Raw genomic sequence first — 12,925 nt, 5'->3', positions numbered from 1 at the left:
AGCCGCCTGAAGCTGACTTCAGGCGGCCACGCTTATTTCTTCAGCGGCGAGGGAATGGTCATGTTTAACAGGCCACGCGACTTGTTAAAGATTTTGTTGCCATTTTCACGTCCTGCCCGACGCGCGCGCTGCTCTTCCGGTGAGAGCTTCGCCTCTTCCTGGCAGATCGGGCTACAGCAGTTCTCAAACTTCTCCGCGCAGCTTTTGCACTGAATAAACAGCAGATGACAACCGTCATTGACACAATTAACGTGGGTATCACAGGGTTCGCCGCACTGATGACAGTTCGACAACACATCGTCAGAGATCCGCTCACCCATCCGCTCATCAAAAACAAAGTTTTTGCCTTTGAAACGTACCGGTAATCCCTGCTCACGGGCGCGTCGGGCATACTCGATGATACCGCCCTCAATGTGATAGACATCCTCAAAGCCGTTGTGGCGCATCCAGGCGCTGGCCTTTTCACAGCGGATCCCGCCGGTGCAGTACATCACGATCTTTTTGTCTTTCTGATCCTGCAGCATCTCAACCGCCATCGGCAGCTGATCGCGGAAGGTGTCAGCAGGCACTTCCAGCGCATTATCAAAGCGACCCACTTCATATTCGTAGTGGTTACGCATATCCACGAACAGGGCGTCAGGATCGTCCAGCATGGCGTTTACGTCCGCCGCTTTAAGATACTGACCCACATCGCTGGCATCAAAACTGTCGTCTTCAATACCGTCAGCGACAATGCGGTCGCGCACTTTCAGACGCAGCACCCAGAACGATTTACCATCATCATCCAGCGCAATATTCATCCGCAGGTTGTTCAGCGCCGGATCAAAGCCATACAGCCATTCTTTCATCTTTTCATACTGGCTGGCTGGCACGCTGATCTGCGCATTGATGCCTTCGTGGGCCACGTAGACGCGACCAAAGACCTTAAGAGCTGTCAGGCCAAGATAGAGCGCGTCACGGAATGCTTTGGGATCGGCAATCTGGAAATATTTATAAAAAGAGACAGTGGTGCGCGGCTCGGTTTCAGCCAGCATGCGCGCCTTCAGCTCTTTATTGGAAACGAGGTTATGTAACACTGGCATGGTGTTCGTCCTGTTATCAATAGAAGAAATTTAGCGCGCACATGATACCTGATTTCACCGGGATGCAAAGGCCAGTGACCAGATTGATCGCCTGTTGCCGTTTTTTGCAGCAACATTGGACTATTAACCTTTGTTCATTGATGGCACGTTCCGATAGTGATATTTAAGCGCACGTCAAAAACTGGCACAATGGTGTAAATCAACGAGATATCAGCACCGCACGGTGCGCGACGCAGGAAAATTAACCTTCACATGACTCAGTTGCCTCAGTTTTCACGAGAACTGCTTCACCCGCGCTATTGGCTGACCTGGCTGGGTGTCGCTTCTCTTTATCTTTTGGTGCTACTTCCATATCCCCTGCTTTATGTTCTCGGCTGTAATATTGGCCGCATTGGGATGCGTTTTATGAAACACCGCGTCAGTATTTCCCGGCGTAATCTGGAATTAAGTTTTCCGGATATGCCGGTAAATGAACGCGAAGCGATGGTTAAACACAATTTCGAATCGGTCGGCATGGGATTAATTGAGACCGGTATGGCGTGGTTCTGGCCTGACTGGCGCATCAATAAATGGCATACGCCTTCGGGGCTGGAGCATATTCAGCAGGCGCGCGATAGCCAGCGCGGCGTGCTGCTTATCGGCATGCACTTTCTGACGCTGGAGATTGGTGCACGCATGTTTGGTATCCATAACCCTGGCATTGGCGTCTATCGCCCGAATGACAACAAACTGATCGACTGGCTTCAGGTCAAAGGTCGGATGCGGTCGAATAAAAGCATGCTCGATCGTAAAGATCTCAAAGGAATGATCCGCGCACTGAAACAGGGTGACATTATCTGGTATGCGCCCGACCACGATTATGGCCCGCGCAGCAGCGTCTTTGTCCCCTTCTTTGGCGTGGAAAAAGCAGCCACAACGGTGGGCACCCATCTGCTGATCCGCACCGGTAAACCGGCTGTCATCCCTTTCGTACCGCGTCGTCTGCCTGGGGGTCGCGGCTATGAACTGATGATACTGCCTGACATCAGCGGCGAATTTACGCTGGAAAGTGATGTCGCAACCGCAACCAGAATGAATCAGGTTGTTGAAGAGGGTGTGCTGCTGGCACCTGAACAGTATATGTGGCTCCACCGCCGCTTTAAAACGCGCCCCGAGGGCGAACCCTCCCGTTATTAATCTGTTCGCGCTAAATGTCTGTCAGGCATTTAGCGCGTTTTACTCCCCTGCTAAATAAATCACTCATGGCTGACTCAGCCTGTAAGCGAAACCGCAGGTCCAGTAATTAATAAACACCTATATTCATAATATAATTTCTCTCTGTTTAAAGTTAAAAAAGCTAATCAATTAACAGGACGGCAGGCGGCATTCAGCCTGTTTCGCTATTTATTAATTAATATTGCAGCGAGTGCTATTAAATCTGTTATGGCGCTGATTATTCTGCACGCCAGGCCTAATCCTATTTAGCCGGTCTTAACGGTGTCTTACCGCTTATGAATCGATAAAAATTAACTTATTTTACAAGCGATTGCCTTGCTGATTTAGCTTATATTCCATTTTACATTTTTTTAACACCCCGATAGACCATTATGGAATTTGAACTCATTAATGCTTATCGGTAGTTTCGTTTGTAACAGTCAGGCCTTTAACGGCTCTGGCCAGAATTATAAAAAAGACAACACAGCAAACCTCTAATGGGACAGTTAATATGAACAAAGGTCTCTACTATTACGTTACAATCGGTACCGATCAGGAAAATTATCACTTTCTTCATCGTAAAGGGTGCAAGCGTATGCCTGATAAAGAAGAGGTCATATTTATCGGCACGTTATATAATTTGAGTCAGGCCCTCTCCATCGCCAGAATTAATTTTAAGAAAGTTAAGCCATGTATAAAATGTTGTATCCGCTACTCAGCACCCGTGATTCATGAGTCCGTTCAACCGGTTTTGCATTTCCCGCAAAAGATGATCTGACCCTGACTGGCGGGAAATGGCTTATTTCCCGCCAGTTGCACCGGCCTGACCTTCCCCTCCTTCAGATTTCGTCTATCCTTCACTGAAATCAAATAAATCCATAGTCAAAGACCCGTGAAGGAGAAGAGCGATGAGCATGTACAGTACCTTAGAGGAAGCCATCGATGCTGCACGTGAAGAGTTCCTCGCTAACCACCCGGAGCTCGAGGAAGGGGATGCATCAATCAGCCAGTTTGGTCTGCAAAAGTATGTGATGCAGGATGGCGATATCATGTGGCAGGCTGAATTCATGGCAGAAGAAGGTGAAGCAGGCGAATGTCTGCCTTACCGTAGCGGTGAAGCGGCACAGGCCATTTTTGATGCCGATTTTGACGAAGTTGAACTACGTCAGGAGTGGTTAGCAGAAAATACCCTGCACGAGTGGGATGACGGCGAGTTCCAGCTGGAGCCGCCGCTGGACACCGAAGAGGGTGAAGCCGCCGCGCAAGAGTGGGAAGATGATAACAGCGATTCCGATCGCAGTTACTCGTAAGGACCGTGGCTGGCATCCACCGGTAACAACAGGGTATCAACCACCAGCGACAGCGGCAGGTCGAGGATCGTCAGGACCCGCCATCCGCTGTCGCGAACATCCCACTGTACGCCGGGATAGTACTGATTACCGTGCCCCTGCCCGGGAATGGTACGGCTGATAATACTGCCGCATCCGCTTAAGCAGAGCACAGCCGCGACGATAACACCTGCCTTTAAGCACCCTTTCACCACACATATCCGCCATGAAGAAACAGCCATTGAGATCGTCACGCGCTGCTCGCGGTGACTGCCAGCAATAAATTTATCAGCCAATCGCTGTTTTAATCCGATAAAAAAAGCGGCATCGCTGCCGCTTTTTCAGATTACGCGTTGTTTGCCAGCGCGTTGGGGTTGAGCGTGAGTTTTTGATAACTCTCAACCCACTGATGATACTTGTCCGCATCTTCCCACAGTCGGGTATGAACACGGGCCAGCACCACCGGATCGCTGATCAACTGCAGACGCTGTTCGCGGCCCAGTTTATCCGGCGCATCGCTCAGCGCCTGATCAACCCGACGGTCACGCGCATAGTCCAGTAACTGACTCTGCTTGTGGCGCGATGTGGCCAGTGCCGTTGCCAGCGCGTTGAAGGCAGGATGGAATAAGGCATGCATAAAGCCATTTTCCAGCGCGCGCTCACGGTTCAGTACCACATAGCGATCGGTATCCACCAGCTCCTGCGGCGGTGAGTACTCTTCCGGGATCAGGAACAGCTTCGCTTTCTTGCTCTTAATGCCCAGCGTTGCGCGGCTCGACATGACCGAGACAAACGGCGACAGAATCAGTGAGAAGACGATCGGTGCCAGCCACCACAGGAAGTTAAGATCCAGCAGTCCCATACCAATCGCCCACACCAGACCCAATGCCATCTGCGAACCGTGACGTTTAAACGCCTCGCTCCACGGTGTCGCATCGTCATCACGCTGCGGTGAGTTCCACACCACTTCCCAGCCGAGGAAGGCGCTGACCACAAACACCGTATGGAACAGCATACGCACTGGTGCCAGCAGCACCGAGAACAGCGTTTCCAGCACCAGTGAAGCCAGCAGCCGCAGAGGTCCGCCGTAGGCCTTCGATCCTTTAAACCAGATCAACACGACACTCAGCATTTTCGGCAGGAACAGCAGCACCATGGTGGTTGAGAACAGCGCTATTGCCAGTTCCGGACGCCACTGCGGCCAGACCGGGAAGAGCTGCCGCGGTTGCAGGAAGTAGGTCGGTTCCATCAGCGTATGCACTACCTGCAGGGCAGTGGAGAGCGCCAGGAACATAAACCACAGCGGAGCCGAGAGGTAGGACATCACACCCGTCAGGAACACTGCACGGTGAACCGGGTGCATCCCTTTCACCAGGAACAGGCGGAAGTTCATCAGGTTGCCGTGACACCAGCGGCGGTCACGTTTCAGCTCATCCAGCAGGTTCGGTGGCAGTTCTTCATAGGATCCCGGCAGGTCATAGGCAATCCAGACGCCCCAACCAGCACGACGCATCAGCGCAGCTTCTACGAAGTCATGCGACATGATTGAACCCGCAAAGGAGCCCTCTCCCGGTAACGGTGCCAGGGCACAGTGCTCAATAAAGGGTTTCACGCGGATAATGGCGTTGTGACCCCAGTAGTGAGACTCACCCAGCTGCCAGAAGTGCAGACCGGCGGTGAACAACGGACCGTAGACGCGGGTCGCAAACTGCTGACAGCGCGCATAAAGCGTATCCATACCCGATGCTTTCGGCGACGACTGGATGATCCCGGCATTCGGGTTGGCATCCATCATGCGTACCAGACCGGTGAGACACTCTCCGCTCATGACGCTATCGGCATCCAGCACCACCATGTAGCTGTAGTTGCTGCCCCAGCGACGGCAGAAGTCATCAATGTTTCCGCTTTTACGCTTCACGCGACGACGACGACGGCGATAGAAAATCTTGCCTGCCCCGCCAACATCCCGCACCAGTTCCATCCAGGCTTTCTGTTCGGCAATCGCGATATCCGCATCGTAACTGTCGCTGAGGATGTAGACGTCGAAGTGTTCAGCGTTACCGGTACGAACCACCGACTCCCAGGTCGCACGCAGACCGGCGTAAACACGCTCAACGTCTTCATTACAGATCGGCATAATCAGCGCGGTACGATGTTCCGGGTTGAGCGGTTCATCTCCGACCGTTGAGTAAGAGATACTGTATTTATCACGTCCAATCAGCAGCTGCAGGAAGCCCATCAGGGCCGTCCAGAAACCGGCAGAGACCCAGCAGAAGAGTATGGCGAACAGGAACAGGATGCCGGTCTGCAACAAATAAGGCAGGATCTGCATCACTGACTGCTGCCAGTTCTGATTGATCATCTCCATCGGATCCAGAAGCGTCCAGCCCTGATACGGCAGAATACTCTTCATGTACCAGGTGGCGACCACAGTCTGGAAAATGGTCAGGATCAGCAGAATGTAGCGTCGAATCGAACCGACATGACGCCACTTCTCCTCGGCACGCCGCTCTTCCGCATTGCTATAACGCGGCACCGATTTGTGTCCACGCAGTGAGTCCCATGCACGGGCGACCGGATTGGTACGCCAGGCTTCCGGGAACATCAGTGAGCGTTTGACCTTCGGCATCGCCTTCAGCGTGGTGCGGTCGAGGTAATCTTTACCCAACTGCTGACCTTCGGCCAGCGAATCGGGCCAGGCCATTTCAACCCGCGATGAGACCGATTTTAACGGCGCATCGTCGGGACGGTCACTGGCTGCGACATCCCTGCCCAGCACATCATGGATGAAGTGGAACTCGCTGGCATTCTGCAATGAGACGCTCAGGCGGGCCTTCCCTGCCGCATCCAGCGGCAGAGATTCCACATAACGTTGAGGTGTAAAAGTCGATTTATTCATTGGCAGGTAACTGATAGCTCCAGGTTTCCGTCAATGTCTTGTCGCCGCTAACCAAGGCCGCACGCATTTCGGTGGACTGTTTGGCATCTTTCACACGCAGACGCAACACCAGACGCCAGCCTTTGGTGACCGGGTTATAACGTACGCTCTGCTCAACCACATCAGCATTTTTACCCACGCTGACCTGCGGTGCCACCTGACTGTTTTCCGCCATCTTGCTCATGTCTTTACCCACGAAGTCGATGGTGAAAGCCACGGTGCCATCCGGCTGACGCACCAGATTAGACTGCTTCACGTCACCCGCTGAACGCAGGGTATTTTTGACCCAGGCCGTATCGTCGGAGTGCAGCTGGTTTTCGTCGCGCGAGAAGTGCAGACGATATTTGAAGTTCATCTCTTTGCCAGGCTCTGGCAGCGTCTCCGGCGTCCAGAACGCAACGATGTTGTCGTTGGTTTCATCTGCCGTCGGGATTTCAACCAGTTCAACCCGGCCTTTACCCCAGTCGCCTATTGGCTCAACCCAGCCGCTTGGACGGAGATCATAGCGGTCATCAAGATCCTGATAGTTGTTAAAGTCACGCCCACGCTGCAGCAGACCAAACCCTTTCGGATTCTCGATGGTGAAGGTGCTCACTGCCAGATGACGCGGGTTGTTCAGCGGACGCCAAATCCACTCCCCGTTGCCGTTGTGGATAGAGAGACCGTCAGAGTCGTGCAGTGCCGGACGGAAGTTGTTCACCGTCGATGGCTGGTTCTGACCAAACAGGAACATACTGGTCAGCGGTGCAACACCCAGTTTGCCGACGTTATCACGCAGGTAAACTTTTGACTGCACATCAACCGTTGAAGCGTCACCCGGATGCAGCACAAAGCGATACGCACCCGCCGCACGCGGCGAATCGAGCAGTGCGTAGATCACCAGCTGTTTGTCCTGTGGTTTAGGACGCTGAATCCAGAACTCTTTAAAGCGCGGGAACTCTTCACCGGACGGCAGCGCCGTATCGATGGCAAGTCCACGCGCCGACAGGCCATAAACCTGACCGGCACCGATGACACGGAAATAACTCGCGCCCAGGAAGCTGGCGATCTCATCGTTTTTACCCTTATTGTTGAGTGGGTAAAGTACTTTGAAACCGGCAAAACCGAGGTTTTTTACCGCATCCGCGTCATGTTTTACATTACCGAAATTAAAATAATCGGGGTTGTATTTAATCTCGCGCACCGCGCTAGCGGTCACTTCGTTGATCTGCACCGGGGTATCGAAATACATTCCCTGATGATAGAACTCCAGCTTGAACGGCGTGCGCAGTTTGCCCCAATACGCTTTATCGTGGTTAAACTGGATCTGCTGATAATCAGCAAATTTCATTTCACGAAATTGAGAGGGTAAATTGCTTTTAGGCGCTTCGAAGCTTTTCCCTGCCAACGCTTTGGCTTGTTTGGCAACATCGTCGATGTTAAACGCCCAACTGTTATTGGCGTACAACGCCAGCAGAACTGCAGTACCAATCCAGCGTACCTTCATCAGTCCGGCTTTATTTTTTTCTTTAGTCAGCACATCCCCCCCTTTCGTGTGCTTAAATCAAACCCGTTTATCTTAAAGGATTATTCGGTTTTCCGACAGCTTATGCGCAACATTGTTCCCGCATTTCGTCAGGCTTAACCCTGCTTTTAGGACAATTAGACACTACGGATTCCACTGATAGTATACCTGGTTTATCCCAGGTAGAATTTTCACAGAGCATAATCCGGTTTCAGGGTGAAACCGGTCAAACGTACTAACGAACTGGAACTTTATGAGTACTGTAAAACCTGAACGTGAATACTTCCTCGACTCCATCCGCGCCTATCTGATGTTACTGGGGGTGCCGTTTCACGTTTCCCTCATCTACTCCGCGCAGAAATGGGCAGTAAACAGTCATGAAGCGTCGTTATGGCTGACGCTGCTGAATGATTTTATTCATGCGTTTCGTATGCAGGTGTTTTTCGTCATTTCGGGCTATTTCTCCTACATGCTTTATCTGCGCTATCAGCCACGTCGCTTCCTGAAGGTGCGTCTGGAACGGGTAGGTATCCCGCTGCTGACCGCCATTCCGCTGCTGACGCTGCCGCAATTTTTTATGCTGAAAGAGTGGACGGATAAGCTGGCTGACTGGCCCCGCTTCACCCCGTACCAGAAGTTTAATAACCTGATGTGGGAGCTGATTTCACACCTGTGGTTCCTGGTGGTGCTGGTGATGCTGACCACGCTGGGGATGGTGACCTTCCGCTGGCTGCGCGATCAGCATCGCACCATTGATTATTCGCGGGTTGGCTGGGGATCGCTGACGGCGGGCGTACTGGCGTGGGCGCTGCTCTGGTGCGTGTTCCGGCGTCTGGTGTTTATTTTCCAGCCTGCGTGGCTGATGGATGGTTTGTTTAGCATCATTGTGATGCAGACGCTCTTCTATCTGCCGTTCTTTATGCTGGGAGCGCTGGCGTGGAAACATCCCCCGCTGAAGCAGCTGTTTGTCCGCTTCAATCTGGTGATGTGGGTCGGTGCGCTGCTGATGTTTGCGGCCTATTGCGCCAACCAGCGACTGAGCAGCGGTGAGGGCTGGTTGTATGAGCTGGATGCGATTATCTCGACGCTGATGGGCATTTGCATGCTGAACGTCTGCTTCTGCTTTGGTCATAAGCTGCTGAATTCGCATTCGCCGCGCATTATGTATCTGGTCAATGCATCACTGTTTATCTATCTGGTGCACCATCCGCTGACGCTGCTGTATGGCATTTACGTGACGCCTCGCATTGAAAACAACACGCTGGGCTTCTTCGTTGGCCTGCTGATGGTGTTTGGCATCGCGTTTCTGCTATATGAGATTCACCTGCGCATCCCGCTGCTGCGGTTCCTTTTCTCGGGGAAATTTGAGCGTAAACAAGCACAATGACAGGCGATCAGTGACCTCGGGCCATAAGTGAGGTCAGGCTATAAATGATGTGTCTCACAGACAGCTTAAGAGTTTAAAGCGATGGGAGCATACGCCAGTAGCAAAGCATAGCGGGCCAGGGACAAAAACGCCGGGAGCGTTTTTGAACAACGCAACGCGTTGGCCCGGCAACGGGCGCACCTCAGGGATGAGGTGCGTAATCGCCCGCGCTGAGCCCGCCAGGGATGGCGGGTTTTGCGTCTTTGCGGAGGGCGTATGCTTCCTGAGCCAGCGCCTGTACCCAGGCAAGGTCCAGCTTAAAGCAGCCACTCAATCGGCAACCGCCACACTAACCGCACCTGCAGCCGTTGCCACCAGGAGCAGCCCGGCTCGTGTTTATGCACAATCTGCTGCGGCTCATCCGGATACTCCAGCCAGTTTACCCTGCCCCACTTATCCAGCCGCAGCGTCCATGCCCGATCGCGCATTGACTGGCTGAAACGCTGATGCGTCTCTCCGGCGAGCGCCGCACTCTCAATCACCAGTCCCATTTCCGTATTCAGCACCGCTGAACGGGGATCGAAGTTAAACGAGCCGATAAACAGCGTCTGTTGATCCACTGAGAAGGTTTTGGCATGCAGGCTGGAGCCGGAGTTACCGGTTAATCCCCGGTCGTGCGGGGCATCAGGCACGCCCGCCTGCGGTTTCAGCTCATAGAGCGCAATACCATGACGCAGCAATTTTTTGCGCCACTTAGCGTAGCCGGCATGGACAATCGACACATCGTTAGCCGCCAGCGAATTGGTCAGAATGGCAATTTTTACCCCTTTGCGCTTCAGCGACAGCAGCTGAGCGACCCCTGCGCGGGTCGGCACGAAATAGGCCGAGATGATGTCGAACTGCTTTTGCGGCGTGCCTATCACCTCCAGCATTCGCTGCGGCAGCAGGCTTCTGGCACGCGCTTTGCCCAGCCCTTTACGCGGATCATCGCTCAGCAGGCGCGCTTTTGCCCAGGTCAGAGCCAGCGTGCCCTCTTCCAGCTCCTGTAGCAGCGAAGAATTTTCCAGCCGCTGAAGATAGCGCTGCACCGGTTCACTGTGACGCCATTCTGCTGGCAGACTCACACTGTCCTCTTCCGGCTCCTCTTCATCCAGCACCTGCTGCAGCGGAGAGACCGGCTTGCTGCGCCAGTAGCGCTCAAAATCCTCTGCGACTTCTTTAACCACCGGGCCTATTGCCATGACGTCGAGATCGGCAAACAGCGGTTCATTGCCGGTGCCGAAATATTCGTCGCCGATATTGCGCCCACCGACCACAGTCGTGACGCCATCCACCGTAAAGCTTTTGTTGTGCATGCGCCGGTTCAGACGGGCAAAATCGGTGAGATAACCCAGCGCGCGCAGGGTGCGAAACGAGAACGGATTAAACAGCCGCACCTCAATGTTGGGATGGCGGTTGAGCTGGGCCAGCGTGTCGTCCAGGCCCGGCGTATTGTTGTCATCCAGCAGCAGCCGCACTTTCACCCCGCGTCGGGCAGCTTCCAGCACGGCGCTGAACAGCAACCGGCCAGAGAGATCGTTTTGCCAGATGTAATACTGGATATCGAGTGAACGCTCCGCTTTTTGCATCAGCAGATAGCGGGCAGCAAAAGCATCCAGCCCGTCGCTCAGCTGATGGACGCCGCTCAGACCCGGATGGCGCAGACACTCTGGCTCCAGCTGTGTTTCCAGCCAGCTGGACCGTTCCAATGGCTGGGAGAGCTCAAACGCTTCGGTCATGACATTTCCCTGTAAAATGCAGTTATTTTTATTATTCCCCGGTCCGACCTCTGATGCTATTCCTCTGTTCCGACTTAGTGAGGGGTCACGGGCGTTTTTAGTCTAGACTTAACCGGACGATCTGTGACCGGCATTATCCCGGCAGGAGAGGAATATGTCTCATCAATCCCTTACAGATGCCCGCCAGCGCTATCATCCCGGCCTGTTTCGCAGCTTTTTCCAGGGCAGTTTCCCCTGTTCCACCGCCTGCCGTACGCCCGGTAAACGGCTGGATATGGTGATCAGCAGCGGACACGATATGCTGCTGGAAAAAGATTATGCTGCCCTGGCTGAGCAGCATCTGCTCACCGCCCGCGACGGTGCGCGCTGGCATCTGATCGAAAAGATCCCTGGCCAGTATGACTGGCAGAGCTTTCTGCCGATGGTCGACGCCGCGCGACGTCAGCAGATGGAGATCATCTGGGAGCTGGCTCATTTCGGTTATCCCGATCATCTTAATATCTGGAAAGCCGAATTTGTTGACCATTTTAGTCGTTTCGCTCGCGCGATGGCACAACTGATGCGCGATCAGGGCATCGAACGCCCCTTCTTTACACCGGTTAATCAAATCTCATTCTGGTCATGGGCCGGGGCGGATGTGGCCTGGTTTAATCCTCATGCGGCGCAGCGTGGTAAAGAGCTGAAGCGCCAGCTGGTCCGCGCCTCGCTGGCGGCGATACATGCCATTCGCGAGGTCTATCCGGAGGCGCGTTTTGTACTGACTGACCCGCTGGTGCAGATCGCTCATCATCCCGACAATCCGGACAGCAAACCCTATGCCGATGCGCAGCATCAGGCGCAGTTCGAAGCCTGGGACATGCTGGCCGGTCGCGTCGATAAGGAGCTAGGCGGCAGTGAAGATTGCCTGGATATCCTCGGCCTGAACTACTATCCCGATAACCACTGGTTTTTCCCCGACCAGCCGATGTCGCTGGAGGATCCGGAGCGTGTGCCGCTGCATATTCTGCTGGTGCAGTGCTGGCAGCGCTACCAGCGTCCGATGCTGATTGCCGAAACCGGAGCTGAGGGTGAAGCGCGCGCCCCCTGGCTGCAGGAGATCAGTGAAAACGTGGCGGTGGCGCTGGATCAGGGCATTGCGGTGGAGGGGATTTCGCTCTATCCGGTAGTGGAGTATCCGGCCTGGGCCGATGACCGGCGTTCCCCTGGCCCGCTGCTGGGATTAGCCGATCCCAATGGCAACCGTAATCTGCATGAGCCGCTGGCGCTGGTATTGCGCAGTCAGCAGATTAAGTTTGCGACACGAAATCAGACGTGCTGAGAAGGTGGCTTTTTAGGGTAACAGGAGCGAACGTCGAGAGAGGGATCGGCAGGATGACGTACGTCGGTCAGCCAGACCATGGTAAACAGGAAGGTCACCCCGATCAGGCAGGCCGCCAGCAAACCGATAATTGCGATTAATTTGTCATCTCCGGAGTCCATCGCCTTCTCCTTATTCAATCCGTTGAATCCCTGTGCGTGTCAGCTCATCCAGAGCGTAATCATCAGGACAAAGATTATAAGCGTTACCGAGGTCACCGCAAGCACCACTATCGCAAAGTGCGCATCGTCAAGTGACTGGCGAATTGGCTCATCGTGATCGTCGGGTGGCAAGGGTAAAGACATAACTATCCTGTGAAAAACATGGGCCGCCGGGAGTGATGCGGTGAGTGACAGTGTAGATGAAAGGCTGATTATC

At 53.8% G+C, this 12,925-nt stretch carries 12 protein-coding genes; 5 read left to right on the top strand and 7 right to left on the bottom strand.

Features of this window, described 5'->3' with window-relative positions; genetic code table 11:
• Positions 1-32: 32 nt before the first annotated feature.
• Complete coding sequence (gene trhO, locus PAG01S_RS00875) at positions 33-1,082, bottom strand: oxygen-dependent tRNA uridine(34) hydroxylase TrhO (RefSeq protein WP_010246407.1); 1,050 nt, start codon at positions 1,080-1,082, stop codon at positions 33-35.
• A 252-nt stretch (positions 1,083-1,334) separates the two neighbouring features.
• Here trhO and PAG01S_RS00870 point away from each other — a divergent pair, with 252 nt between their 5' ends.
• The 3 genes from PAG01S_RS00870 to PAG01S_RS00860 all read left to right on the top strand — a co-directional run bounded on the left by PAG01S_RS00870 (position 1,335) and on the right by PAG01S_RS00860 (position 3,586).
• Positions 1,335-2,258: a Kdo(2)-lipid IV(A) acyltransferase gene (locus PAG01S_RS00870; protein WP_010246409.1), complete on the top strand. Its 924-nt coding sequence runs from the start codon at positions 1,335-1,337 to the stop codon at positions 2,256-2,258.
• Between the two features lie 529 nt (positions 2,259-2,787).
• Positions 2,788-3,054: a hypothetical protein gene (locus PAG01S_RS22535; RefSeq protein ID WP_010669830.1), complete on the top strand. Its 267-nt coding sequence runs from the start codon at positions 2,788-2,790 to the stop codon at positions 3,052-3,054.
• A 130-nt stretch (positions 3,055-3,184) separates the two neighbouring features.
• Positions 3,185-3,586 (top strand): MysB family protein, encoded by a 402-nt coding sequence (locus PAG01S_RS00860; RefSeq protein WP_010246413.1) that lies wholly within the window; start codon positions 3,185-3,187, stop codon positions 3,584-3,586.
• Here the strand turns inward: PAG01S_RS00860 and PAG01S_RS00855 are convergent.
• The 3 genes from PAG01S_RS00855 to PAG01S_RS00845 all read right to left on the bottom strand — a co-directional run bounded on the left by PAG01S_RS00855 (position 3,577) and on the right by PAG01S_RS00845 (position 8,031).
• Positions 3,577-3,816 (bottom strand): YceK/YidQ family lipoprotein, encoded by a 240-nt coding sequence (locus PAG01S_RS00855; protein WP_010669829.1) that lies wholly within the window; start codon positions 3,814-3,816, stop codon positions 3,577-3,579. The two genes, PAG01S_RS00860 and PAG01S_RS00855, sit on opposite strands and share 10 nt — an antisense overlap.
• Positions 3,817-3,950: 134 nt before the next feature.
• The gene (mdoH, locus tag PAG01S_RS00850) at positions 3,951-6,503 is read right to left on the bottom strand and encodes a glucans biosynthesis glucosyltransferase MdoH (RefSeq protein WP_010669828.1); all 2,553 of its coding nucleotides are present in this window, start codon (positions 6,501-6,503) and stop codon (positions 3,951-3,953) included.
• On the bottom strand, positions 6,496-8,031 hold the full coding sequence (locus PAG01S_RS00845; RefSeq protein ID WP_170933489.1) for a glucan biosynthesis protein G: 1,536 nt from the start codon (positions 8,029-8,031) through the stop codon (positions 6,496-6,498). The genes mdoH and PAG01S_RS00845 overlap by 8 nt, the downstream gene beginning before the upstream one ends.
• A gap of 268 nt (positions 8,032-8,299) precedes the next feature.
• Here PAG01S_RS00845 and mdoC point away from each other — a divergent pair, with 268 nt between their 5' ends.
• Complete coding sequence (gene mdoC, locus PAG01S_RS00840) at positions 8,300-9,433, top strand: glucans biosynthesis protein MdoC (protein ID WP_062757380.1); 1,134 nt, start codon at positions 8,300-8,302, stop codon at positions 9,431-9,433.
• Positions 9,434-9,729: 296 nt separating this feature from the next.
• On the opposite strand, the gene PAG01S_RS00835 is transcribed toward mdoC, so the two are convergent.
• A complete protein-coding gene (locus tag PAG01S_RS00835; protein WP_033766913.1) occupies positions 9,730-11,190 on the bottom strand; it encodes a phospholipase D family protein in 1,461 nt (486 codons plus the stop codon).
• 154 nt (positions 11,191-11,344) lie between these two features.
• On the opposite strand from PAG01S_RS00835, the gene PAG01S_RS00830 reads away from it, so the two are divergent.
• Entirely contained in the window at positions 11,345-12,508 is a 1,164-nt protein-coding gene (locus PAG01S_RS00830; RefSeq protein WP_062757378.1) for a glycoside hydrolase family 1 protein, read from the top strand.
• On the opposite strand, the gene PAG01S_RS22370 is transcribed toward PAG01S_RS00830, so the two are convergent.
• Both PAG01S_RS22370 and PAG01S_RS22365 read right to left on the bottom strand, forming a co-directional pair.
• On the bottom strand, positions 12,496-12,669 hold the full coding sequence (locus PAG01S_RS22370) for a hypothetical protein (protein ID WP_010246427.1): 174 nt from the start codon (positions 12,667-12,669) through the stop codon (positions 12,496-12,498). The genes PAG01S_RS00830 and PAG01S_RS22370 overlap by 13 nt on opposite strands.
• A 39-nt stretch (positions 12,670-12,708) precedes the next feature.
• Complete coding sequence (locus PAG01S_RS22365) at positions 12,709-12,852, bottom strand: hypothetical protein (protein ID WP_010246429.1); 144 nt, start codon at positions 12,850-12,852, stop codon at positions 12,709-12,711.
• Between the last annotated feature and the right edge of the window lie 73 nt (positions 12,853-12,925).

It is taken from the genome of Pantoea agglomerans NBRC 102470 (assembly GCF_001598475.1).
GTDB lineage: Bacteria > Pseudomonadota > Gammaproteobacteria > Enterobacterales > Enterobacteriaceae > Pantoea > Pantoea agglomerans.
This window is presented reverse-complemented; position numbering and strand designations above follow the sequence as displayed.

Excerpts from the sequence above, each read along its gene's own strand:
- trhO (WP_010246407.1), bottom strand. The coding sequence starts at position 1,082 with ATGCCAGTGTTACATAACCTCGTTTCCAATAAAGAGCTGAAGGCGCGC.
- PAG01S_RS00870 (WP_010246409.1), top strand. The coding sequence starts at position 1,335 with ATGACTCAGTTGCCTCAGTTTTCACGAGAACTGCTTCACCCGCGCTAT.
- PAG01S_RS22535 (WP_010669830.1), top strand. The coding sequence starts at position 2,788 with ATGAACAAAGGTCTCTACTATTACGTTACAATCGGTACCGATCAGGAA.
- PAG01S_RS00860 (WP_010246413.1), top strand. The coding sequence starts at position 3,185 with ATGAGCATGTACAGTACCTTAGAGGAAGCCATCGATGCTGCACGTGAA.
- mdoH (WP_010669828.1), bottom strand. The coding sequence starts at position 6,503 with ATGAATAAATCGACTTTTACACCTCAACGTTATGTGGAATCTCTGCCG.
- mdoC (WP_062757380.1), top strand. The coding sequence starts at position 8,300 with ATGAGTACTGTAAAACCTGAACGTGAATACTTCCTCGACTCCATCCGC.
- PAG01S_RS00835 (WP_033766913.1), bottom strand. The coding sequence starts at position 11,190 with ATGACCGAAGCGTTTGAGCTCTCCCAGCCATTGGAACGGTCCAGCTGG.
- PAG01S_RS00830 (WP_062757378.1), top strand. The coding sequence starts at position 11,345 with ATGTCTCATCAATCCCTTACAGATGCCCGCCAGCGCTATCATCCCGGC.
- PAG01S_RS22370 (WP_010246427.1), bottom strand. The coding sequence starts at position 12,669 with ATGGACTCCGGAGATGACAAATTAATCGCAATTATCGGTTTGCTGGCG.
- PAG01S_RS22365 (WP_010246429.1), bottom strand. The coding sequence starts at position 12,852 with ATGTCTTTACCCTTGCCACCCGACGATCACGATGAGCCAATTCGCCAG.